This window comes from Xanthomonas sp. BRIP62411, from assembly GCF_003993525.1.
In the GTDB taxonomy this organism is placed as follows: domain Bacteria; phylum Pseudomonadota; class Gammaproteobacteria; order Xanthomonadales; family Xanthomonadaceae; genus Xanthomonas; species Xanthomonas euroxanthea.
In genome coordinates, this window is the sequence record NZ_QEZI01000020.1 from 11,792 (window position 1) to 31,993 (window position 20,202).

16 protein-coding genes are annotated in these 20,202 nt (G+C 68.3%); 6 read left to right on the plus strand and 10 right to left on the minus strand.

Going from position 1 to position 20,202, the window contains the following annotated elements; all coding sequences use genetic code 11:
• Positions 1-191: 191 nt before the first annotated feature.
• From EO139_RS16545 to EO139_RS16555, 3 genes are all read left to right on the plus strand, one after another.
• Positions 192-4,175 (plus strand): non-ribosomal peptide synthetase, encoded by a 3,984-nt coding sequence (locus tag EO139_RS16545; RefSeq protein WP_126971520.1) that lies wholly within the window; start codon positions 192-194, stop codon positions 4,173-4,175.
• Positions 4,168-5,502 carry a glycosyltransferase gene (locus EO139_RS16550; protein ID WP_126971522.1) on the plus strand — a complete coding sequence of 445 codons (1,335 nt, stop codon included), beginning with the start codon at positions 4,168-4,170 and terminating at the stop codon, positions 5,500-5,502. Before EO139_RS16545 ends, EO139_RS16550 begins: the two co-directional genes overlap by 8 nt.
• Positions 5,503-5,780: 278 nt before the next feature.
• Positions 5,781-6,911 (plus strand): acyltransferase, encoded by a 1,131-nt coding sequence (locus EO139_RS16555; protein WP_126971524.1) that lies wholly within the window; start codon positions 5,781-5,783, stop codon positions 6,909-6,911.
• 131 nt (positions 6,912-7,042) lie between these two features.
• Here EO139_RS16555 and EO139_RS16560 read toward each other — a convergent pair whose 3' ends face one another.
• The 5 genes from EO139_RS16560 to radC form a co-directional block, all read right to left on the minus strand.
• The gene (locus tag EO139_RS16560; RefSeq protein WP_104584909.1) at positions 7,043-7,798 is read right to left on the minus strand and encodes an SDR family NAD(P)-dependent oxidoreductase; all 756 of its coding nucleotides are present in this window, start codon (positions 7,796-7,798) and stop codon (positions 7,043-7,045) included.
• A gap of 40 nt (positions 7,799-7,838) precedes the next feature.
• Positions 7,839-8,387 carry a hypothetical protein gene (locus EO139_RS16565; protein ID WP_126971526.1) on the minus strand — a complete coding sequence of 183 codons (549 nt, stop codon included), beginning with the start codon at positions 8,385-8,387 and terminating at the stop codon, positions 7,839-7,841.
• 5 nt (positions 8,388-8,392) lie between these two features.
• Entirely contained in the window at positions 8,393-9,268 is an 876-nt protein-coding gene (locus EO139_RS16570) for an SPOR domain-containing protein (RefSeq protein ID WP_126971528.1), read from the minus strand.
• A gap of 45 nt (positions 9,269-9,313) precedes the next feature.
• Complete coding sequence (argS, locus tag EO139_RS16575) at positions 9,314-11,002, minus strand: arginine--tRNA ligase (RefSeq protein ID WP_104584916.1); 1,689 nt, start codon at positions 11,000-11,002, stop codon at positions 9,314-9,316.
• Between the two features lie 86 nt (positions 11,003-11,088).
• Positions 11,089-11,766, minus strand: a complete 678-nt coding sequence (radC, locus tag EO139_RS16580; protein ID WP_104584918.1) for a DNA repair protein RadC — start codon at positions 11,764-11,766, stop codon at positions 11,089-11,091.
• A gap of 96 nt (positions 11,767-11,862) precedes the next feature.
• Between radC and coaBC the strand changes: the two genes are divergently transcribed.
• Genes coaBC through EO139_RS21460 form a run of 3 tightly spaced genes read left to right on the plus strand, consistent with a single transcriptional unit; the run spans position 11,863 to position 15,960 of the window.
• Positions 11,863-13,137 carry a bifunctional phosphopantothenoylcysteine decarboxylase/phosphopantothenate--cysteine ligase CoaBC gene (gene coaBC / locus EO139_RS16585; RefSeq protein WP_126971530.1) on the plus strand — a complete coding sequence of 425 codons (1,275 nt, stop codon included), beginning with the start codon at positions 11,863-11,865 and terminating at the stop codon, positions 13,135-13,137.
• Entirely contained in the window at positions 13,134-13,601 is a 468-nt protein-coding gene (gene dut, locus EO139_RS16590; protein ID WP_104535010.1) for a dUTP diphosphatase, read from the plus strand. Before coaBC ends, dut begins: the two co-directional genes overlap by 4 nt.
• A gap of 13 nt (positions 13,602-13,614) precedes the next feature.
• A complete protein-coding gene (locus EO139_RS21460; RefSeq protein WP_164739888.1) occupies positions 13,615-15,960 on the plus strand; it encodes a phosphomannomutase/phosphoglucomutase in 2,346 nt (781 codons plus the stop codon).
• Positions 15,961-16,260: 300 nt separating this feature from the next.
• On the opposite strand, the gene EO139_RS16600 is transcribed toward EO139_RS21460, so the two are convergent.
• The 5 genes from EO139_RS16600 to EO139_RS16620 all read right to left on the minus strand — a co-directional run bounded on the left by EO139_RS16600 (position 16,261) and on the right by EO139_RS16620 (position 20,183).
• A complete protein-coding gene (locus EO139_RS16600; protein ID WP_126971532.1) occupies positions 16,261-16,818 on the minus strand; it encodes a hypothetical protein in 558 nt (185 codons plus the stop codon).
• Between the two features lie 239 nt (positions 16,819-17,057).
• A complete protein-coding gene (locus EO139_RS16605) occupies positions 17,058-17,399 on the minus strand; it encodes a lipid-A-disaccharide synthase N-terminal domain-containing protein (RefSeq protein ID WP_039816706.1) in 342 nt (113 codons plus the stop codon).
• Positions 17,399-18,121 carry a glycosyltransferase family 2 protein gene (locus tag EO139_RS16610; protein WP_104649984.1) on the minus strand — a complete coding sequence of 241 codons (723 nt, stop codon included), beginning with the start codon at positions 18,119-18,121 and terminating at the stop codon, positions 17,399-17,401. Before EO139_RS16610 ends, EO139_RS16605 begins: the two co-directional genes overlap by 1 nt.
• 324 nt (positions 18,122-18,445) lie before the next feature.
• Complete coding sequence (locus tag EO139_RS16615; RefSeq protein ID WP_104584928.1) at positions 18,446-19,411, minus strand: SDR family NAD(P)-dependent oxidoreductase; 966 nt, start codon at positions 19,409-19,411, stop codon at positions 18,446-18,448.
• A gap of 46 nt (positions 19,412-19,457) precedes the next feature.
• Complete coding sequence (locus EO139_RS16620; protein WP_126971534.1) at positions 19,458-20,183, minus strand: suppressor of fused domain protein; 726 nt, start codon at positions 20,181-20,183, stop codon at positions 19,458-19,460.
• Positions 20,184-20,202 lie beyond the last annotated feature (19 nt).

Below are 20,202 nucleotides of genomic sequence, written 5' to 3' on the forward strand. Positions count from 1 at the left end.
TCGACGCTGCACGTCGCTTCGTGGTGCGTTCCCATTGTGCGTTTCCATCGTGTATCGCCGGCCTGCGCCGGCGGTCGTCGGTGTCTCTTACCTCACGTTTTCAAGGCCATGTGCTGATCCGGCGTCCCAGTGACCGCGTTGCGGGCATGGCGCACCGGGCGACTGCGCGCCATACAAGAAGGATGCACGCCATGCACGCTGACGCCTCTCCCGTGTTTCCCCTGACCAAAGCGCAACGCGGCCTGTGGGTCGCCAACAAGTTGCACACCGACAACACCTTGATGTTGTCCGAAGCCCTGGAAATGGTCGGCCCGCTCGATCCGCAGCTGCTGATCCGCGCCAGCATGCAGCTGACGCGCGAATTCGACACGCTGCGGCTCTGCATCGTCGAGCACGACGGCGTGCCGCACCAGGTGGTCCTGCCCGACTACACCGCCGCGATTCCGTACTTCGACGTCAGCGAAGATCCGTCCCCGCGCACTGCGGCCGAGCACTGGGTTGATGAAGAAATCCGCAAGCCGGAAGACCTGCAGAACGGGCCGTTATGGCATTGCGCAGTATTCCGCCTGGGCGAGGATCACCACATGTGGGTGCAATGCGTCAGTCATCTGGTGATGGATGGCTATTGCGCCTCGATCATGATGCAGCGCATGGCGGTGCTGTATAACGCCTACGCAGAAAACATCGAGCCGGCGCCTGCGCAATACGGCAGCGCGCTGTCGCTGATCGAACTCGAGCAGCAGTATCGCGACTCCGATCGCTTTCAGCGCGACCGCAGCTACTGGATGCAGCAGCTGGCCGATCTGCCACCGCCGGCAACCCTGGCACGTCCGGGCAGCCAGCTGTCGACCGGGCTGTTGCGTGGCACCGGGCAGTTCTCGCCGCAGCAGGTGGCGCGGCTGCGTGCGCTGGGCAAGGACCATGGCGCCAGCCTGCCGCAGATGCTGATTTCGCTGATCGCCGCGTATTACTACCGCTGCACCGGCACCGAGGATCTGGTGCTGGCCATGCCGGTGACCGGCCGCATCAATGCGCGTTACCGGCAGACCGCAGGCCTGGTGGCGAACGTGATTTCGCTGCGCCTGAAAATGGATCCGCAGCAGCCGGTGCATGCCCTGTTCGCGCAGGTGTCCTCGGTGGTCAGGCATGCGCTGCGCCACCAGCAATACCGCTTCGAGGATGTGCGCCGCGATCTGGGCATGTTCGGGATCGACCAGAAGTTCGCACGCCTGGCGGTGAACATCGAAGCCTTCGACTACGCACTGCGCTTTGGCCAGGCCCATGCGATGCCGCATAACCTCTCCAACGGCCCGGCCGATGATCTGACCATCTTCTGCTACGAGCGCGGCGACGGTGCCGCGTTGCGCTTCGATCTGGATGCCAATCCGGCGTTGTACGACAGCGACGAACTGGCCGACCATTGCCGCCGCCTGACCCATCTGGCCGATGCGGTATTGGCCGACCCGGAGTGCGCGCTGGGCCAGATCGATGTGCTGGGCGATGCGGAACGCCACCGCCTGTTGCACACCTGGAACGCCACCGCCGCGGCGTTGCCGGAACCGGCCACGTTGCTGCACGGCATGCTGCAGCGCGCCGAGCTGATGCCGGCAGCGGTGGTGGTGCAATACGACAACCGCACCCTGGATTACGCCACGCTGTGCGAACTGGCCTCGCGCATCGCCGCGCAATGGGTGGCCGATGGCGTCCGCCCCGGCGATGTGGTCGCCATCGCGTTGCCGCGCAGCGAGCACTTGCTGGTGGCCCTGCTGGCGGTGATGTGGAGCGGGGCGGCGTATCTGCCGCTGGACCCGGAAAGCCCGGCCGCGCGCAACCGGCAGATGCTCAACGATTCCGGCGCCATCGCGCTGGTCTGCGAGCCGGCGTTGTGCGAGCGCTATCTGCTCGGTGGCATGGTCTGGCTGGATCCGCGCCCGGCCGTGTTGCCGGCGGCGATCGCGCCGCTGGCCACGCCGGACGGGACTGCCTACCTGCTGTACACCTCCGGCTCGACCGGCGCGCCCAAGGGCGTGGAAATCAGCCATCGCAATCTGTTCAATTTCCTGCATGCGATGGAGCATGAGCTGGCATTGCGCCCACGCGACCGCGTGCTGGCAGTCACCACCATCACCTTCGATATCGCCGGGCTGGAGCTGTATCTGCCGTTGCTGGTGGGCGCGCGCGTGGTCATCGCACCGGCCGGCATCACCCACGATCCACGCAGCCTGTCGCGGCTGATCGCGCACGCGCAGATCAGCGTGGTGCAGGCGACCCCATCGCTGTGGCGCATCCTGCTGGCCAACCAGGATCTGGCGCTGGACCGTATCCACGCCCTGGTCGGTGGTGAAGCCCTGGTGCCGGAACTGGCGACCCAGCTGCTGAGCCGGGTCGGGCGCCTGACCCAGTTGTACGGGCCGACCGAAACCACGATCTGGTCGACCATCATGCCGTTGCAGCTGACCGACGCCGCCGCTCCGCCGATCGGCCGGCCGCTGCTCAATACGCGTGTCTATGTGCTCGATGCGCAGCGGCAACCGCTGCCGACCGGTGCGATCGGCGAGTTGTACATCGGCGGTGCGGGCGTGGCCAAGGGCTATCGCGGCAAGCGCCAGCTGACCAGCGAGCGGTTCGTGCGTGACCCGTTCGCCAACGACGGCAGCAACATGTACCGCACCGGCGACCGCGTGCGTCAGCGCCGCGACGGCATGCTGGAATTCATCGGCCGCGCAGACGCGCAACTGAAGATCCGCGGCCATCGCGTGGAGCCGGCCGAGATCGAAAACGCCTTGCTGCTGCATTCGCAGGTGGCGCAGGCGGTGGTGGTCGGTCATCGCGATGGCGACCACGATGCGCTGCAGTTGCTGGCGTATGTGGTGGGCAAGCAGGGCGCAACGCCATCGCCCGAGCTGCTGCGTGCGCATCTGCAGCAGCGCCTGCCGGCGTCGATGATTCCCACCTTGTGGATGCCGTTGCAGGCATTGCCGCTGACATCCAATGGCAAGCTGGATCGCCGCGCCTTGCCGTCGCCGGGTGCGCTGCCGCAGCGCGCGCATGTGGCGCCGCGCGACGCGCTCGAACGCCAGCTGGCGGCGATGCTGCAGGACGTGCTGGGGATCGAGGCGGTGGGTGTGGAAGACAACTTCTTCGAGCTCGGCGGCGACTCGCTGCGCGCGGCGGAAATGGCCGCACGCTTCCCGCAGGCGTTCGGTGTCGAACTGCCGTTGGGCAGCCTGTTCCATGCACCGACCATCGCCGGCCTGGCCGAGGTGATCAAGCGCAACGTACAGACCCCGAACGACCCGCTCGGCGTGCTGTTGCCGCTGCGTGCCGGCACCCCGGGCACGACGCCGCTGTTCTGCATCCATCCGGTGGTCGGTCTGGGCTGGTCGTATCTCACCTTGCTCGGCCAGCTCGATCCGCAGTGGCCGGTATATGCCCTGCAGTCGCCGGGCTTGAGCGACCCGCAGCATCGCCCGGAAAGCATCGAGGCGATTGCACGCGACTATCTGGCGCGGCTGCGCACGGTGCAGCCGCAGGGGCCGTACCGGTTGATTGGCTGGTCGCTGGGCGGCTTGATCGCCCATGCCATCACCGCCGAACTGCATGCGCTGGGCGAAGAAGTCGAACTGCTGGCGATGCTCGACAGCTACCCGCACCTGGAGCAGGCCGCGTCGCTGCCGGAATCGGAAAACGTGCGTGCATCGGTGCATGCGCTGGGCCTGCATCTGGCCCATGGCCAGCCGATGCCGACCACGGTGGCCGAACTGGCCAGCCTGCTGTGCGATCACTACGGGTTGAACGACCTGCCCGCGGTGCGCCAGCTGCTCGAACAACGTCCCACATTGCTGGACGACATGGGCGGCATGACCCAGCACCACCTGCAGCTGGCGCGGCGCCATCGCCCCAAGCCGCTGGACCAGGATGTGGTGTTCGTCGAAGCCAGCGTGCGCATGAGCTCCGGCGGCGACGATACGGTGTGGGTGGATTACCGGCCGCAGGCCTGGCGCCCGTACGTACGCAACCTGCACCTGCATGCGCTCGACAGCGACCACCATTCGATGCTGTCGCCCACGCATTCGGCCACGCTCAGTGCATTGCTGCACGCGGCCACTGCGAAACCCGTACAACGCGATGGCCGCATCGCCACCGCCAGCGACGGGGTGGCCGAATATGCCTGAGTCTTCCTTCAACGCGGGACGCCGCCCGGTGCTGATCGCCACCCTGGGCACGCATGGCGATGTGCGCCCGATCATCGCGCTGGGGCGTGGCTTGCAGGAGCGCGGTTACCCGGTGCGGGTGCTGACCAGCGCCAACTTTGAATCGCTGATCCGTGCCAACGGGCTGGAGTTCTTCCCGCTCAGCGGCGACCACCAGAAGCTGTTGCAGGGCCATCCGGATGTCGCCGAGATGCGCGGTGGCTGGCGCGGCATCTGGGGCACCTTGCGCGCCCAGCTGCTGGAGTGGGCACGCGACTGGGCCGCGCAGGGCCGCGCGGCCTGTGCCGATGCCGGCCTGATTCTCGGCGTCGGCAGCGCGAGCCTGCTGGCGCACAGCCTGGGCCAGGCCTACGGGCTGCCGGTGGTGCTCACGCAATTGCAGCCGCTGACCGCCTCGCGCCACGTGCCGTTGATGGTGATGCCCACCGTGCGTCTGCCCGGGCTGGTGAGTGTGGCGCTGCATCATGCGGTGCGCTTTGCCGGCTGGCAGCTGATGCGTCCGGCGCTCAACGGCATCGTGCGCCCGGCATTGGGGTTGCCGGCGTATCCGTGGAGCGGTCCCGATCGCAGTGCGCAGCGCGTGGTGTATGGCTACAGCGAGCATCTGTGCCCACGTCCGCCGGACTGGCCGGATCGGGCCCAGGTCAGCGGTTTCTGGCAGTTGCCGCAGCCGCAGTGGCAGCCGCCGGCCGCGCTGGAGGCATTTTTGCAGGCGGGCCCGCCGCCGCTGTACATCGGTTTCGGCAGCATGATCAGCAGCGATGCGGCGCAGCTCACCGCCACCGTCAAGGCGGCGGTGCGTCTGACCGGTCAGCGCGCGCTGCTGGCCAGCGGCTGGGGCGGGCTGGCGGCCGGGGAAGATGCGTCCGACGATGCCGGGCGCTTCTTCCAGCTGGAACAGGCCCCGCACGATTGGCTGTTTCCACGGGTGTCGGTGGCGGTGCATCACGGCGGTGCCGGCACCACCGGTGCGGCGCTGGCTGCGGGGATTCCGTCGGTGGTGCTGCCGTTCGGCTACGACCAGCCGTTCTGGGCGCATTGCCTGGCCCAGCGCGGCGTCGCGCCGCCGGCGCTTGCACGGGCCGGATTGCAGCCGGAGACCCTGGCCGATGCCATCAGCCAGGCCAGCGCGCCGAGCATGCGCGCAGCGGCACGCGCGCTGGGCCAGCGCATCCGCGAGGAGGACGGAATCGGCCGGGCAGTGGACCAGCTGGAAGCATGGGGATTGCTGGAACCGGCGGTGACGCTGGCGCAGGGAGCGCGCGTCGAGCAGCAGGCTGTCGCGTGATGGATGACGCCGTGGGGAAGCCACAGCATCGACAGCGGTTTGGCGGCGGCAATGCGGCTGGCGGTACCGAAGGTGTCCGGGTACTGCACCGTTGGGGTGCTGGGCGTGTTGCTGTCGCCGCTCGCTGGTCGATGGCAGCAGGCCTGCACTGCTGACAGACGTCGAGAACGCGTCTGCGTTGCCGGCGCGAGCTGGCGAGCGCGGCCAACGCCGGTGCCGGCATCGCCGCAGCGGCGGGATGCGGCACAATCGGGCTCCCTTGGCCCTGCATCGCCCGCATGCGCTATCCCGCTCTCGATCTGCTGCGTGGCATCGCTATCGTCTGGGTGATGCTGTTCCATTCCTTCGTGGTCGGCGGTCTGGGGCCGGATTGGGCGTGGTTGTCGCGCTACGGCTGGATGGGCGTGGACCTGTTCTTCGTGCTGAGCGGCTTCCTGATCGGCACGCAGGTGCTGAGGCCGCTGGCACGCGGGCAGCGCCTGGACTTCAGGGATTTCTACCTGCGCCGCGCATTCCGCATCCTGCCGGCGTTCTTGGTGGTGCTGGCGATCTACTTGGCGTGGCCGCAGTTCCGCGAGGCGCCCGGGTTGGCGCCGTGGTGGATGTTCGTCAGCTTCACCCTGAACCTGTTGGTCGACTATGGCCGTGATGCCGCGTTCTCGCACGCCTGGTCGCTCTGCGTGGAAGAACATTTCTATCTGGTGTTTCCGTTGCTGGCGACGCTGTTGATGCGGCGGCCCTCGGCCGCGCGGTTCGTCGTGCTCTGCGTGCTGGTGGTGGTGGCAGGCATCGCGTTGCGTGCCGGCATCTGGTGGCACAACACCGCCCTGGACAGCGCCGGCGCCGGCCTGCAGCGCAACTGGTTCATCGAAGACCTCTATTACCCGACCTGGAACCGTCTGGACGGTCTACTGGCCGGTGTCGTGCTGGCGGTGCTCAAGGTCGTTCGCCCTGCGCTGTGGCAACGGCTGCAGCAACACGGCAATGCATTTTTGCTTGCAGGCGTGGCGATCCTGGCGCTGGCGATGTGGCTGTTTCGCGAGCGCACCGGTCTGGTCGGCAATGCGCTGGGTTGGCCGGTGCTGTCACTGGGACTGGCCTTGCTGGTGCTCGCCGGCACCGCCACCCGCGGTGTGCTTGGCGGCGTGCGCGTGCCTGGTGCGGCGTGGCTGGCGGCCATTTCCTACAGCCTGTATCTGACCCACAAGGCCGTGTTCCATCTCACCCAGGGCTGGTTCGGCCCGGCGCTGGAGGGGCGTGGCGTGCTGGCGTTTGCGGTGTATGGCCTGGTGGCAGTGCTGGGCGGTGCGCTGTTGCACTACGTGGTGGAGCGCCCGTTCCTGCAGCTGCGCGACAGGGTGCTGCGGCCAGGCGTGCGGCCGCAGCACCCTGTCGCTGATCGCGGCTGACCGCGCATCGCAAAACGCCGCGCAATGCGCGGCGTTGTCGTGCTGCCTCGATGCGGCGCGCGGTGCTCACGCGCCGGCCGACACAGCATCGGATCGCGACCCGGAAGATGCATCGGCGCTGCAGGCCATCGTCACTGCGCGTCGCGCGCCACCTGGAAACCCGCGAACGACTGCGTGACCGGCATGATTTCCAGCCGATTGATGTTCAGGTGCGCCGGCAGGCTGGCGACGTAGAAGATCTGCTCGGCGATGTCCTCGGCAGTCATCGGCGTGGCGCCGCGGTACAGCGTGTCCGAGGCGGCCTGGTTGCCGCCGGTGCGCACCAGGGTGAATTCGGTTTCGGCCATACCCGGTTCGATCGAGGTCACGCGCACGCCGGTGCCGTGCAGGTCCGCGCGCAGGCCCAGCGAAAACTGCTGCACGAACGCCTTGGTGCCGCCGTAGACGTTGCCGCCGGTATAGGGGTAGGTCGCCGCGACCGAGGCGATGTTGATGATGGCGCCACGGCGTGCGATCAACGCCGGCAGCAGGCGGTGGGTGAGGGTGACCAGCGCGGTGACATTGGTGTCGATCATCTGCTGCCACTGCGTCAGGTCGGCCTGCTGCGCGGGCGCGGTGCCCAGCGCCAGCCCGGCGTTGTTGACCAGCACATCGATGTCGGCAAACTCCGCCGGCACTGCATCGATCGCTGCCGACAATGCCTGCGCATCGCGCATGTCGAACGCGGCGGTATGCACCTGGCCGGCGGGCAGGTCGGCCGCCAGGGCATCCAGGCGCTCGGCGCGGCGGCCGGTGGCGATGATCTTCCAGCCGTCGGCGGCAAACCGGCGCACGGCAGCGCTGCCGAATCCGGAGGTGGCACCGGTGATCAGGACAGTCTTGGACATGGGGGATAACTCCTGCGAACGAGGGGGATCAGGCAAGGGATCAGGGGGCAGTGGCAGGGCCGGGCGCGCTGGCCTGGGCGCGCCGCGCGCGCAGGCTGGCCTCACTGAGCGGTTCGCGCGCCAGGACACGGCCGTGTTGCACCTGCAGGAGCAGGTACGGCGCCTCTGCGGCGGTTGGCGCGGTGTCGGCGGCGCTCGCAGCGGTTGGCAAAGCAATCACCAGCTCGCCATCGATCCAGTCCGCGGCGACCGGGGCGGTTCGTCCGGGAAACAGCACATCCAGGGGCAATGCCGGCGGAGCGGTGGCACAGGCGCCGATGACGACGCGATCCAGCAGCAGCTGCGCGTTTTCCACGCGCCAATCAGCCCGGTAACCGCGCCAGTTCGCACTGCAACTGCCCAGCGCCTGCCGCGCATGCGGCACGAAACGTTGCCAGGTGGCCTGGTCGTCCAGCACCGGCGACAGGGGTTCGGCCAGCAGCGCCGCGTCCTGCCCGTCGATCCGGATACGGTCTGGAATCTGCTCGGTGGCGTGCGCCGCGCCGATCAGTCCCCACCACAACCACAGGCCGGCGGCGCGCTGCAGCACTGCGGCTATTGCGCCTTGATCGCAATGGCGGGCAAGCCGCTGCCGGTCAGCTTCTGCTTGGCTTCGGCCAGTTCGCCGGCGCTGCCATATGGCCCCATGCGCACGCGGTAAACGGTTTTGCCGCTGATATCGGCCGATTCCACGCGTGCGGCCAGGCCCATCATCGCCAGCTTGGCCTTGGTCGATTCGGCGTCGCCGGAGGCGCCGAACGAGCCGGCCTGCAGGATGTAGCGGGTGTTGTCTGTCACTGCAGCGGGGGTTGCCGCGGTGGCAGCTGCCGGCTTCGGCGCAGCCGTCGCAGCCGTCGCTGCCGGCGTGGCGAGCGCGGCTGTGCTGGCCGGCGCTGGCGTGGCGGCCGGACGTGCCGGGGCGGTCTCCGCCAATGGCTTCGGCGCGCTGGCCGCCGTTTCGTTCAACGGCACCGGCACGCTGGTGGCCGGCGTGGCGGCGGCCACGCTCGCACCCGGTGCAGGCGCGACCGGCTTGCCTTCCAGGGCCGCACGCGCACGTGCGGCTTCCTCGGCGCGCGCACTGGCCGCCAGTTCGGCATCGGACATCTGCACTTCCTTGCCGGGCAGCAAGGTGTAGAAGTCGTACTGGGTTTGCGCATCGCCCGGCTTGGCTTGCGGTTTGGGCGGTTGCGCGGGCTTGGGGAGCTCGGCCGGCGTATCTACGTCGGCATCGGCCACCGGCTCGGGCTGGGCGTCGGGGTTCGCCCGCGGGCCCACGCGCAGGAAGCCGTCGCCGTCCTTCTTGAACAGGTTGGGCGCGGCCAGAAAGATCACTGCCGCAATCGCAGCGCCTGCCACCAACCACACCCAACCGGGGGTGCCATTGCTGGTGTTGCGTCGCGCCTGACTCTTACCGCGTCGTGCTGCCATCTACCACTTCTCCGAATCACGTCGTTACGGGCCATGCGGCCCGACTTACATCTTTTCTGGGGCGCTGACGCCAAGCAGTTCCAGGCCGTTGGCGAGTACCTGTTGCGTGGCGACGGCGAGGGTGAGTTTGGCGTCGCGCTCTGCGGCATCGTCCACCAGCAGTTTGGTGTTGTGATACCACGTGTGGAAGGCGTGCGCCAATTCACGCAGGTATTGCGCGATCTGGTACGGCTCCAGCGCCTGGCCGGCGATTTCCACCACCTCCGCATAGCGCGACAGCTCGACCATGACGTTGAGCGAGTGCTCGTCGTCCAGGCGCGCCAGCTCGGCCAGTCCATGCGCCTGCTCGTACTTGTAGCCTTTTTCCTGCGCCTGCCGCAGCACGCTGCACACGCGCGCATGCGCGTACTGCACGTAGAACACCGGGTTGTCGTTGCTCTGCTGGCGGGCCAGGTCGATGTCGAAGGTGAGCTGCGAGTCGGGCTTGCGCGCGATCAGGAACCAGCGCACCGCATCGGCGCTGGTCTCCTCGATCAGGTCGCGCAGGGTGACGTAGCTGCCGGCACGCTTGGACAGTTTCACTTCCTCGCCGCCGCGCATCACCGTGACCATCTGGTGCAGCACGTACTCCGGCCAGCCCTGCGGGATGCCCAGTTCCAGCGCCTGCAGTCCGGCGCGCACGCGCGTCAGCGAGCCGTGGTGGTCCGCGCCCAGTTCGGTGATCGCGCGCTCGTAGCCGCGCTGCCACTTGGTCAGGTGGTAGGCCACGTCCGGCACGAAGTAGGTGTAGGTGCCGTCGGACTTGCGCATCACCCGGTCCTTGTCGTCGCCGAAGTCGGTGGACTTCAACCACAACGCGCCGCCTTCCTCGTAGGTATGGCCGGAGGCGATCAGCTTCTGCACGGCCTCTTCGACCTTGCCGTCCTTGTACAGCGAGCTTTCAAGGAAATAGATATCGAAATCGACGCGGAACGCGGCCAGGTCGTGGTTCTGCTCGTTGCGCAGGTAGGCCACGGCGAAACGGCGGATCGCGTCGAAGTCGGCCGGGTCCTTGCCGCCGGTGACCAGATGGCCTTCCAGGTCGACGGTGTCGCCGGCCAAGTAGGCATTGGCCACATCGGCGATGTAGTCGCCGCGGTAGCCATTCTCCGGCCAGCCGTCGCTGTCGGGGGTGAGCCCTTGCGCGCGCGCCTGCACCGACAAGGCCAGGTTCTCGATCTGCACGCCGGCATCGTTGTAGTAGAACTCGCGCTTGACGTTCCAGCCGTTGGCATCGAGCACGCGCGCCAGGCTGTCGCCGATCGCCGCCGCGCGGCCATGGCCGACATGCAGCGGGCCGGTCGGGTTGGCCGAGACGTATTCCACGCCCACCGAGCGGCCGTTGCCGGCCAGCCCACGCCCGTAGTCGTGGCCCTGCTTGAGCACGTGCGCCACTTCGCGCTGGTAGGCGGTGGGGGCGAGATGGAAATTGATGAAGCCCGGCCCGGCGATCTCGACCTTGGCCACGTCGTCGCTGGCCGGCAATGCGGCGACCAGCGCCTGGGCCAGCGCGCGCGGGTTGCTGCGCGCCGGCTTGGCCAGCAGCATCGCGGCATTGGTGGCGAAGTCGCCGTGCTCGCGCGTCTTGGGTCGCTCGACCACAAAATCCGGCGGCAGGGTGTCGGCAGGCAGGGTGCCGTTGGCGCGCAAGGCTTCGATGCCTTGGCCGATCAGTGCGCGGAGTTGGGCTTTCACGTGGGATCTGCTTGGAACGAAACCAGCGATTTTACCCGACCGCGCGCCCCGGGGTCGGGCCGATGGTTCAGGTCAGCGTCGCGCTGTCATCCCAGCCAGCCGCGCTCGGCCAGCGATACGGGCCGGCCGTCGCCGATCACGAAGTGGTCCAGCAGGCGGATATCCACCAGCTCCAATGCGCCCAGCAGACGCCGGGTGACCGCGCGGTCGGCCTCGGACGGTTCCGGATTGCCGGACGGGTGGTTGTGCCCGACGATCACCGCCGCGGCATTGTGCAGTAGCGCCCGCCGCACCACCTCGCGCGGATGGATGTCGGCCCCGTCGATGGTGCCGGTGAACACTTCCTCGAAGGCGATGGCGTGATGGCGGGTGTCCAGGTACAGCACCGCGAACACCTCATAGGGGCGCGGACGCAGCCGTTGCGAAAAGTAGCGGCCGGCGCTGGGCGGGTCGCTGAGCGCATCGCCGCGTTCCAGCGCGCTCAGCAGGTGGCGGTGTGCCAGTTCCAGCCCCGCGCTGAGTTTGCAGGCCGAAGCCGGACCCAGGCCGGGCAGCCGCGCCAGCGCGGGCGCCGTGTGGTCCAGCAGCACGCGCAGCGGGCCGTGGCGCAGCAGCAGGTTGCGCCCGGTCTGGACGGCGTCCTGGCCGCGCAGGCCGGAGCCGACAAAGATCGCCAGCAGCTCGGCATCGGACAGGGCAGTCGCCCCGCGCGCCAGAAGTTTCTCGCGCGGGCGTTCGTGGGTGGGCCAGTCGTGAATGTGCATATGGCGAGATTGCCGGTGCTCATCGCTCACGCCTATCAGGCCGGACGGGGGCATCGGCTAATCTAGTTGTCCTTGTAACCGTAGGACGACTCCGACGTGATCGGCTCCACTCAGGCCCGCCCCCTGGACGGACAGCGCTTGCTGCTGTGCGTCGGCGGAGGCATTGCCGCTTACAAATCGCTCGAACTGGTCCGTCGCCTGCGCGACGCCGGCGCACTTGTACAGGTCGCCATGACCAGCGGCGCGCAACAATTCGTCACTCCGCTCAGCTTCCAGGCGCTGTCCGGGCAGCCCACCCGCACCACGTTGTGGGACAGCGCTGCCGAGCAGGCGATGGGACATATCGAACTGGCGCGCTGGGCCGATCAGGTGATCGTCGCCCCGGCCACCGCCGACCTGCTGGCGCGGCTGGCGCATGGCCTGGCCGACGATCTGGTCACCACGCTGTGCCTGGCCACCACCGCGCCGCTGACCGTGGCCCCGGCGATGAACCACCGCATGTGGCTGCACGCGGCCACGCAGGCGAATGTGGCGACCCTATCCGCACGCGGCGTGCGCGTGGTCGGTCCCGATGACGGCCCGCTGGCCGAAGGCGAATCCGGACCCGGCCGGCTGGCCGAGCCGGCGGCGATCATTGCCGCCCTGGCCGGCGGTGCCGGCGCCGACAGCGCCGCGCCGGTGGCCTCCAGCAGTGCGGCTGCGCCGGCATTCGTGCCCAGCAGCGCGCAGCTGGAGGGCCTGCGCATCGTGATCAGCGCCGGCCCCACCTTCGAGGACCTGGATCCGGTGCGTTACGTGGGCAACCGCAGCAGCGGCAAGATGGGCTATGCCCTGGCCGCCGCCGCCGCCGGCCAGGGGGCCGAGGTGGTGCTGGTCAGCGGCCCGGTGCACCAGGCCACCCCGGCCGGCGTGCGGCGGATCGACGTGCGCTCGGCTGCGCAGATGCGCGATGCGGTGCTGGGCGCGTTCCCGGCCGACATCTACATCGGCGCCGCCGCGGTGGCCGACTACACCCCGAAGCGGGTGGTCGCGCAGAAGATCAAGAAGACCGGCGAGACGCTGACCCTGGAACTGGTGCGCACCCCGGACATCCTGGCCGAGGTCGCCGCGCAGACCGGCGCGCTGAAGCTGGTGGTGGGTTTTGCCGCCGAGACGCACGACGTGGAGCATTACGCGCGTGGCAAGCTGGCCGCCAAGCGGCTGGACCTGATCATCGCCAACCAGGTGGGGATCGAGGGCGGCGGCTTCGAAAGCGACAACAACGCCGCCACCGCCTACTGGCAGGGCGGCGAGCGCGCCTTCCCCAGCAGCAGCAAGACCGAACTGGCCGACCAGCTGTTGGCCCTGATCGCGGAGAGATTGCAGGCATGAGCACCCCGACCCAGTCCTTGCAGGTGAAGCTGCTCGACCCGCGCTTCGGCGACCTGTGGCCACTGCCGGCCTATGCCACCGACGCCAGCGCGGGCATGGACCTGCGCGCCGCGCTGGAAGCGCCGATGACGCTGGAGCCCGGCGATGCGGCACTGATTCCCAGCGGCATCGCGATCCATCTGGCCGACCCGCAGCTGTGTGCGGTGATCCTGCCGCGCTCGGGCCTGGGCCATCGCCACGGCATCGTGCTCGGCAACGGCACCGGGCTGATCGATGCCGATTACCAGGGGCCGTTGCTGATCAGCACCTGGAATCGCGGTCGCGCCGCCTTCACCATCGAGCCGGGTGACCGCATCGCACAGCTGGTGATCCTGCCGATCGTGCGCGTGGGCTTGCAAGTGGTGGATACTTTCGTCGACAGCGCGCGGGGAGCGGGTGGATTCGGCCACACCGGCGTGCGCTGACGGGGGACGTCACATGAGCAAGACGAGCGAGCGCAGGCAGTCGATGTCCAGCGTGCGTACGCGTGGTCCGGTGTTGGGGGGAGTGTTGTTGCTGCTGGCTGCCTGGTTCGGCTGGAGCAGCTACACGCAATGGCGCAAGGATGCGGTTGCGCAGGACCTGGAACAGGCGCGCGACCGCGCCGTGCAGGACGTCAGCCAGGCCATGGGGCAGCAGGCCAGCCAGCTCGACGCCCTGCTCAAGCAGCCGCAGGTCATCGCCGCGTTGGCCAACGGTGACGCGCTGGCGGCGGCCTCGACCATCCGCGAGCGCTTCAAGGGCGCCGAGGACGTGCAGGTCCTGACTGGCGACCTGACCGCCGCCTACGACAATCCCAAGGACTTCGGTTACGCGCGGCTGAGCCTGCTCGAGTCGGCGCTGGTGGCCAAACGTGCCCAGGTGCACGTGGTGCGCGACGCCAAGCAGGTCCGTCTGGGTGTGGCAGCGGCGGTCACACTGGGCACGCAGCCGGCGGTGGCGTACGCGCGCCTGCCGTTGTTGCGTCTGACCGGCCCGCTGGATGCGATCGCAGTGCCCGGCAGCGCCTATCTGGCCTTGCGCCAGGGCAGCTATAACGTCGCCCAGCAAGGCGATGTGGCGCTGGCCGATGCCGCCGAGACCCTGGCCAGGCCATTGGGTGACAGCGGCATGCGCGTGGCCGCCGCGGTGCCGCAACGCGATGAGGGCCCGCTGGGTCTGGGCACCGTCGGCTGCGCGATCGTGGCCGTGCTGCTGCTCGCCATCGCCGTGCTGTTGGTGCTGGCCAGCCGTGGCCGCGTCGCCTTGCCGCGTCGCCGCGTGGCCAGCGAGCCGAGCGCCGACGAACCCACCTTCAGCCAGAGCCTGCAGCACGACGCCAGCCTCGCCAGCGAGGCGCGCGCGCTGGACGCAGATGCGCCGCCCGCGCCGCCGGCGCTGGTGCCGGCCGTGCAGGTCGCCACCGAGATGTTCCGCGCCTACGACATCCGCGGTGTGGTCGGCAAGGACCTCAATCCGGGCGTCGCCGCCTTGATCGGCCAGGCCATCGGCAGCGTGATGCAGGCGCAGGGCCTGCGCGAGGTGGTGGTCGGCCGCGATGGGCGGCTGTCGGGCCCGGAGCTCGCCAATGGCCTGATCGACGGCCTGCGTCGCGCCGGCTGCCAGGTGATCGATGTCGGTCTGGCGCCCACCCCGGTGGTGTATTTCGGCGCCTATGAACTGCGCGCCGGCAGCTGCGTGGCGGTCACCGGCAGCCACAATCCGCCCGACTACAACGGCTTCAAGATCGTCATCGGTGGCGAGACCCTGTCCGGGTCGGCGATCGCCGACCTGCACCAGCGCATCAACGCAGGCCGCCTGCACACCGCGGCAACGCCTGGCGAGCTGGAACAGCGCGACATCAGCGACGCCTACATACAGCGCATCGCCGACGACGTGCAGCTGGACCGCCCGATCAAGGTCGTGGTGGATGCCGGCAACGGCGTGGCCGGTGAGATCGCGCCGCGCCTGCTGGAAGCCATCGGTGCCGAGGTCATCCCGTTGTACTGCGAGATCGACGGCACCTTCCCCAACCATCACCCCGACCCGAGCGAGCCGCACAACCTCGACGATCTGGTGAAGATGGTGCAGCGCTTCGATGCCGATATCGGCGTGGCCTTCGATGGCGATGCCGATCGTCTGGGCGTGGTCACCAAGCAAGGCACCATGGTGTTCCCGGACCGTCTGCTGATGCTGTTCGCCGCCGACGTGCTGCAGCGCAATCCCGGCGCGTTGGTGATCTACGACGTCAAGTGCACCGGAAAGCTGTCCGACCACGTGCTGCGCAATGGCGGCAGCCCGCTGATGTGGAAGACCGGGCACTCGCTGATCAAGGCCAAGATGCGCGAGACCGATGCCGAACTGGCCGGCGAGATGAGCGGGCACTTCTTCTTCAAGGAGCGCTGGTACGGCTTCGACGACGGCATCTATGCGGCCGCACGCCTGCTGGAAATCCTGGCCCAGCGTGAGCAGACCCCGTCGGAGGTGCTGGAGGCCTTGCCCGAAAGCGTGTCCACGCCGGAAATCAAGGTGCCGGTGGACGGTGATGCGCATGCACTGGTCGCGCGTTTCGTCGAGGGCGCCCAGGCCGGCGAGGAATCGCCGTTCGAATCGGCGCGGCTGTCGACGATCGACGGACTGCGCGCGGACTTCGCCGACGGCTGGGGCCTGGTGCGTGCCTCCAACACCACGCCGATCCTGGTGCTGCGATTCGAGGCCGACACCGAGGCCGCATTGGAGCGGATTCGCGGGCTGTTCCGCAGCCAGTTGCAGGCCCTGCTGCCGGACCATCCACTGGACTTTTGACCGACCGGTGCGTCGGGGGCGCCTGCCCTGCCGGCATGCCGGCAGGGCGGGTCGCGGCGCCGCAACCCGCCGCAGTGGCCGATCACACCGTGCTCGGCGCTGGCAGATGTCGGCGATCACCGCAGCGCGCAGCCCGCCTTGACCGACGTAGGCGACCGACGTCAGACGTCGCCCGAACAGACGGCGCTCGACGTCAACGTTGATCGGGCGGACGTCGCTCGCACAGATCCCGCAATGCTGACCGGCGAAGACACGCAACAGTCTGTCTGGCTCGCGCCGGACCGACGCGCGCGATCACGGTCACCTGTCTCCCGGACCCGGCATGCGTGGACCTGCAGTCCCGACGCCGTGCGCAGCGTGGTCGTGCAGCAGCCAGACCGCATCCCAGTACGGATACCCGCCGATCTGCGCGGCCAGCCCTGCGCGTAACGGCAACGCCACCAGCGCGCGCGCGAACTGTCGATGGTCGTCATGCGGGGCAAGCGCCGACGCCTGCATCTGCGGCTGCCACACCGTCCCACCGCGGCCACGTGCGCGATTGACCGCCCCGGCGGCGACCTGCCGCGCAACGGCAGCCATGTGCAGCAGTGCAGCCTTGCCCGGTGCCTGCAGCAGCGCACACCAGCAATCGGGCAGCAGCACCCAGCACAGCAACTGCGCGCCCTGCCAGTGACCGGCCGCCGCCAGGCTCGCCGCCGCGGCCCGCGCGCAGCGCCAGTCGGCAAACAATGGCACCTGCTGATGCGTGTGCAGCCGCAAATGCCAGTGCGCCGCAATCGGCGCCGACCCGGACAAGGAACGATGAAGAAGCGCACTGGACATGCGCACAGCATGCCGATGAGCAAACAGCCGCGGCATCGGCGGCGCGCCTCATCTCCGGTCGGTCACCAGCGCATCGCGGCGTACGAAGAAACCCATTGACTGTCGGATATCGCATGCCTGGCGTTATCCACCACAAGGCAGAGCCGATGCAGCCTGCTGCACCAGCTCAGTTGCGCCACCGGCACCACCTCAAAAGCCTGGAGACCTGGCGCACCAATCACCAGCAACCGGTCACAGCACCCGCGAACCGCGATTCCCCAATCCCGATTCCCCGCTCAATGCACCGCCCGGTCGCGCTTCCACCCGCGATGCTTCACATCCAGATACAGGCTGTAGAACGCGGTGAACGCCGGGAACAGGTTCTGCAGCACGCCCACCGAATCCTGCTTGGCCGAGAACACGAAGTAGCTCAGCGTCATCAGGCTGCCGACCACGCTCATGTACCAGAACATGCGCGGGATCACCGGCTTGCCGGCGCGCTTGGAAGCGACAAACTGCACCAGCCAGCGGCCGCCGAACATCAGTGCGCCCACATAGCCGATCAGCTTCCAGCCGGTGACATGCAGCCCGGTCCAGTACAGCCAGGTCAGTGGCTGGTCCAGCCAATGCAGTTCCATCAGCGCTCCTGCACCACGGTGCGCCTGCTGCGGGTGATCAGCCAGGCCACGCCGCGCAGGTCGCGGATGCCGACCAGCGCGCGATTGAGATTGTTGTACTTGGACACGCCGGCGGTGCGATGGCGGTGGTGCACCGGCACGCTCACCGTGCGCCAGCCGGCGCGCTGCATCAACGCCGGCAGATAGCGGTGCATATGATCGAAGTAGGGCAGGTCCAGGAACGCCTCGCGCTCGAACAGCTTGATGCCGCAGCCGGTATCGGGCGTGTTGTCGTGCAGCATGCGCGAGCGGATCGCGTTGGCCCACTTGCTGGCCCAGCGCTTGGACCCCGAATCCTGGCGGTTGACCCGCCAGCCGGCGAACAGCTTCACCTGCGCATCGGCGCTGGCGCGCGCGGTCAGCAGCTTGGGAATGTCGGCCGGATCGTTCTGGCCGTCGCCATCGAGCGTGGCGATCCAGCTCGCACGCGCGGCCTTGACGCCATTGCGCACCGCCGTGCTCTGGCCGCTCTGGGTCACGTGATGCAGCACGCGCAGTTCCGGCGTGGTGGTCTTCAGGCCTTGCAGCACCGCCAGCGTGTCATCGCGCGAGTGGTCGTCGACATAGACGATCTCGAACGCCACCAACCCGCGCAAGGCGGCGACGATCTCACCGACCAGCGCGGCGACGTTATCGCGCTCGTTGAACACCGGGACGACAACGGAAAGCTGAGGGTGGCTCATGGATTCGTGGTGGCCAGATGAAGGCTGAGCGAAAAGATCGCGCATTGTGCCCTGACTGTCTGAGTCAGGCATGAAGCACGCGCGCGTTGTGTGCGGTGGAGCGCGCGCAAAGCGGACTGTAGCGTGTATGCATGCCCCAAGGCGCCGGCTGCGTGGCCGGCAAGGCGCCGCGCGCCGCGCCCGGATGGTGCGGGGTGGGGCGCGAAAGCTCAACGTCCGGCGCGCCGTTCTGCAGATGCGCGCCTCGCTACGGGCGGACTCGCGGCGATGTGCTATCGCCTGGCCGCTACCACCAATATTGCGGCTGCGCCGCGGTGGTGCCGGCTAGGCGCGCTCGCCGAAATAATGGCGGCACCACTCCACCACCTGTGGCAAGCCGCGCTCGACCGGGGTGGCCGGCTCGAAGCCGAAGGCGGCCTGCGCGCGCTGCGTATCGGCCATGGTGCGGATCATGTCGCCCGGCTGCATCGGCCGGTAGACCTTCTCGGCCGGCCGGCCGGCGGCCTGGGCGATCACGTCAATGAAGTATTCCAGTTCCACCGGGGTGTGGTTGCCCAGGTTGAACACCCGGTGCGGCACCGGCTCGCTGCTGGGCGTGTCCAGCGCGCCCAGCACGCCGGCCACGATGTCGTCGACGAAGGTGAAATCGCGCTGCATCCTGCCGTGGTTGAACACCTCGATCGGCCGCCCCGCCAACACCGCGCGGCTGAAGATCAACGGCGCCATGTCCGGCCGGCCCCATGGCCCGTACACGGTGAAAAACCGCAGCCCGGTCGCGCGCAGGCCGTACAGCTGCGCATAGGTATAGCCCATCAGCTCGTTGGCGGCCTTGGTCGCCGCATACAGCGAGCGCGGCTGGTCCACGCGCTGGTCCTCGGAAAACGGCGGGGTGGCCGAATCGCCGTAGACCGAACTGCTCGACGCATACACCAGATGCTGCACGCCGCGGTGCCGGCACAGTTCGAGCATGTTGACGAAGCCGACCAGGTTGCTGTCGACGTAGGCGGAGGGGTTTTCCAGCGAGTAACGCACCCCGGCCTGCGCGGCCAGATGCACCACGCGCGTGGGCCGGACCTGCTCGAACAACGCGGCTAGGCCATCGCGGTCGGTCAGGTCCAGCGTGCGGATGTCCATGCCCGGGCACAACGCCGCCACCCGGTCGCGCTTGAGCTGCGGGTCGTAATAGCTGTTGTAGTTGTCCAGGCCCACCACCGACTCACCGCGCGCAGCCAGCGCGCGGCAGGTGTAGGCCCCGATGAAACCGGCGGCGCCGGTGACGAGAATGGTCATTGCAATGGTCCTGGAGATGTCGAAGGCAGGCGAGCGGCAAGCGGGCTCAGAACAGCCCGAAGCGCTTTTTGGCGACGTTGACGCGATCAAGCGCAATGATGTCCCCAATCCCCCTGGCATCGAAGCGATCCAGCAACGCGTCGCTGCCGTCCTTCAGTTTCAGTGCCATCTCCTCCGGGTACAGCGGCACCACCGTCATGAACACGATGGTCTTGTCGGCATCGATGACCAGGCGCGCAAATTCGTCGGGCGTGCTCACCGGCGGCAGCACGATGGCGCCATCGAAGCGCACGCCGGGTGCGTAGGGTTCGGCCGGATGGCCATTGGGGATGGTGTGGCCGAAGCCCAGCCAGGTCTCGAACGTGTGCGGCAGCCGGGCCAGGGTCTTGAGCAGGCGGATCGGCCAGTAGTGGCGCGGGTCTTCGAAGTCGCGCTGGTCCAGCGGCCAATCGGCGGGCAGGCTCAGCATCAGCTCCATGTACTGCGGCGCTTCCACCCCTTCGGGCAGCGTCATCGGCAGGTCGCTCATGCCCGAGGTCACCAGCCGCAGGTAGGGGACGTCCTCGGTGGCGGGCACCACATGCACGTCCAGATGCACGGCATCGGAGATGATCTCGTGCAGAACGCCCGAGATCGGTCCCAGATGCCGCTCGATATGTGCGCTGATCCGCTCGATGCAGTCACCGCCGTGTGCGGGCGCGAACCGCTTTTCCTGCGCGTGCAGCATCATCGTGCTGCCGCCCGGGCTGATCTGGTCGTGTTCAGTGCTCATGGGTTGCTCCTGTTGATGG

Bases quoted from the DNA above. Each gene is read 5' to 3' on its own strand.
- EO139_RS16545 (WP_126971520.1), top strand. From the start codon at position 192: ATGCACGCTGACGCCTCTCCCGTGTTTCCCCTGACCAAAGCGCAACGC.
- EO139_RS16560 (WP_104584909.1), bottom strand. From the start codon at position 7,798: ATGTCCAAGACTGTCCTGATCACCGGTGCCACCTCCGGATTCGGCAGC.
- dut (WP_104535010.1), top strand. From the start codon at position 13,134: ATGAGCACCCCGACCCAGTCCTTGCAGGTGAAGCTGCTCGACCCGCGC.
- EO139_RS16620 (WP_126971534.1), bottom strand. From the start codon at position 20,183: ATGAGCACTGAACACGACCAGATCAGCCCGGGCGGCAGCACGATGATG.
- EO139_RS16605 (WP_039816706.1), bottom strand. From the start codon at position 17,399: ATGGAACTGCATTGGCTGGACCAGCCACTGACCTGGCTGTACTGGACC.
- EO139_RS16600 (WP_126971532.1), bottom strand. From the start codon at position 16,818: ATGCCGCGGCTGTTTGCTCATCGGCATGCTGTGCGCATGTCCAGTGCG.
- EO139_RS16550 (WP_126971522.1), top strand. From the start codon at position 4,168: ATGCCTGAGTCTTCCTTCAACGCGGGACGCCGCCCGGTGCTGATCGCC.
- EO139_RS16555 (WP_126971524.1), top strand. From the start codon at position 5,781: ATGCGCTATCCCGCTCTCGATCTGCTGCGTGGCATCGCTATCGTCTGG.
- EO139_RS16570 (WP_126971528.1), bottom strand. From the start codon at position 9,268: ATGGCAGCACGACGCGGTAAGAGTCAGGCGCGACGCAACACCAGCAAT.
- EO139_RS16615 (WP_104584928.1), bottom strand. From the start codon at position 19,411: ATGACCATTCTCGTCACCGGCGCCGCCGGTTTCATCGGGGCCTACACC.
- EO139_RS16610 (WP_104649984.1), bottom strand. From the start codon at position 18,121: ATGAGCCACCCTCAGCTTTCCGTTGTCGTCCCGGTGTTCAACGAGCGC.
- EO139_RS21460 (WP_164739888.1), top strand. From the start codon at position 13,615: ATGAGCAAGACGAGCGAGCGCAGGCAGTCGATGTCCAGCGTGCGTACG.
- radC (WP_104584918.1), bottom strand. From the start codon at position 11,766: ATGCACATTCACGACTGGCCCACCCACGAACGCCCGCGCGAGAAACTT.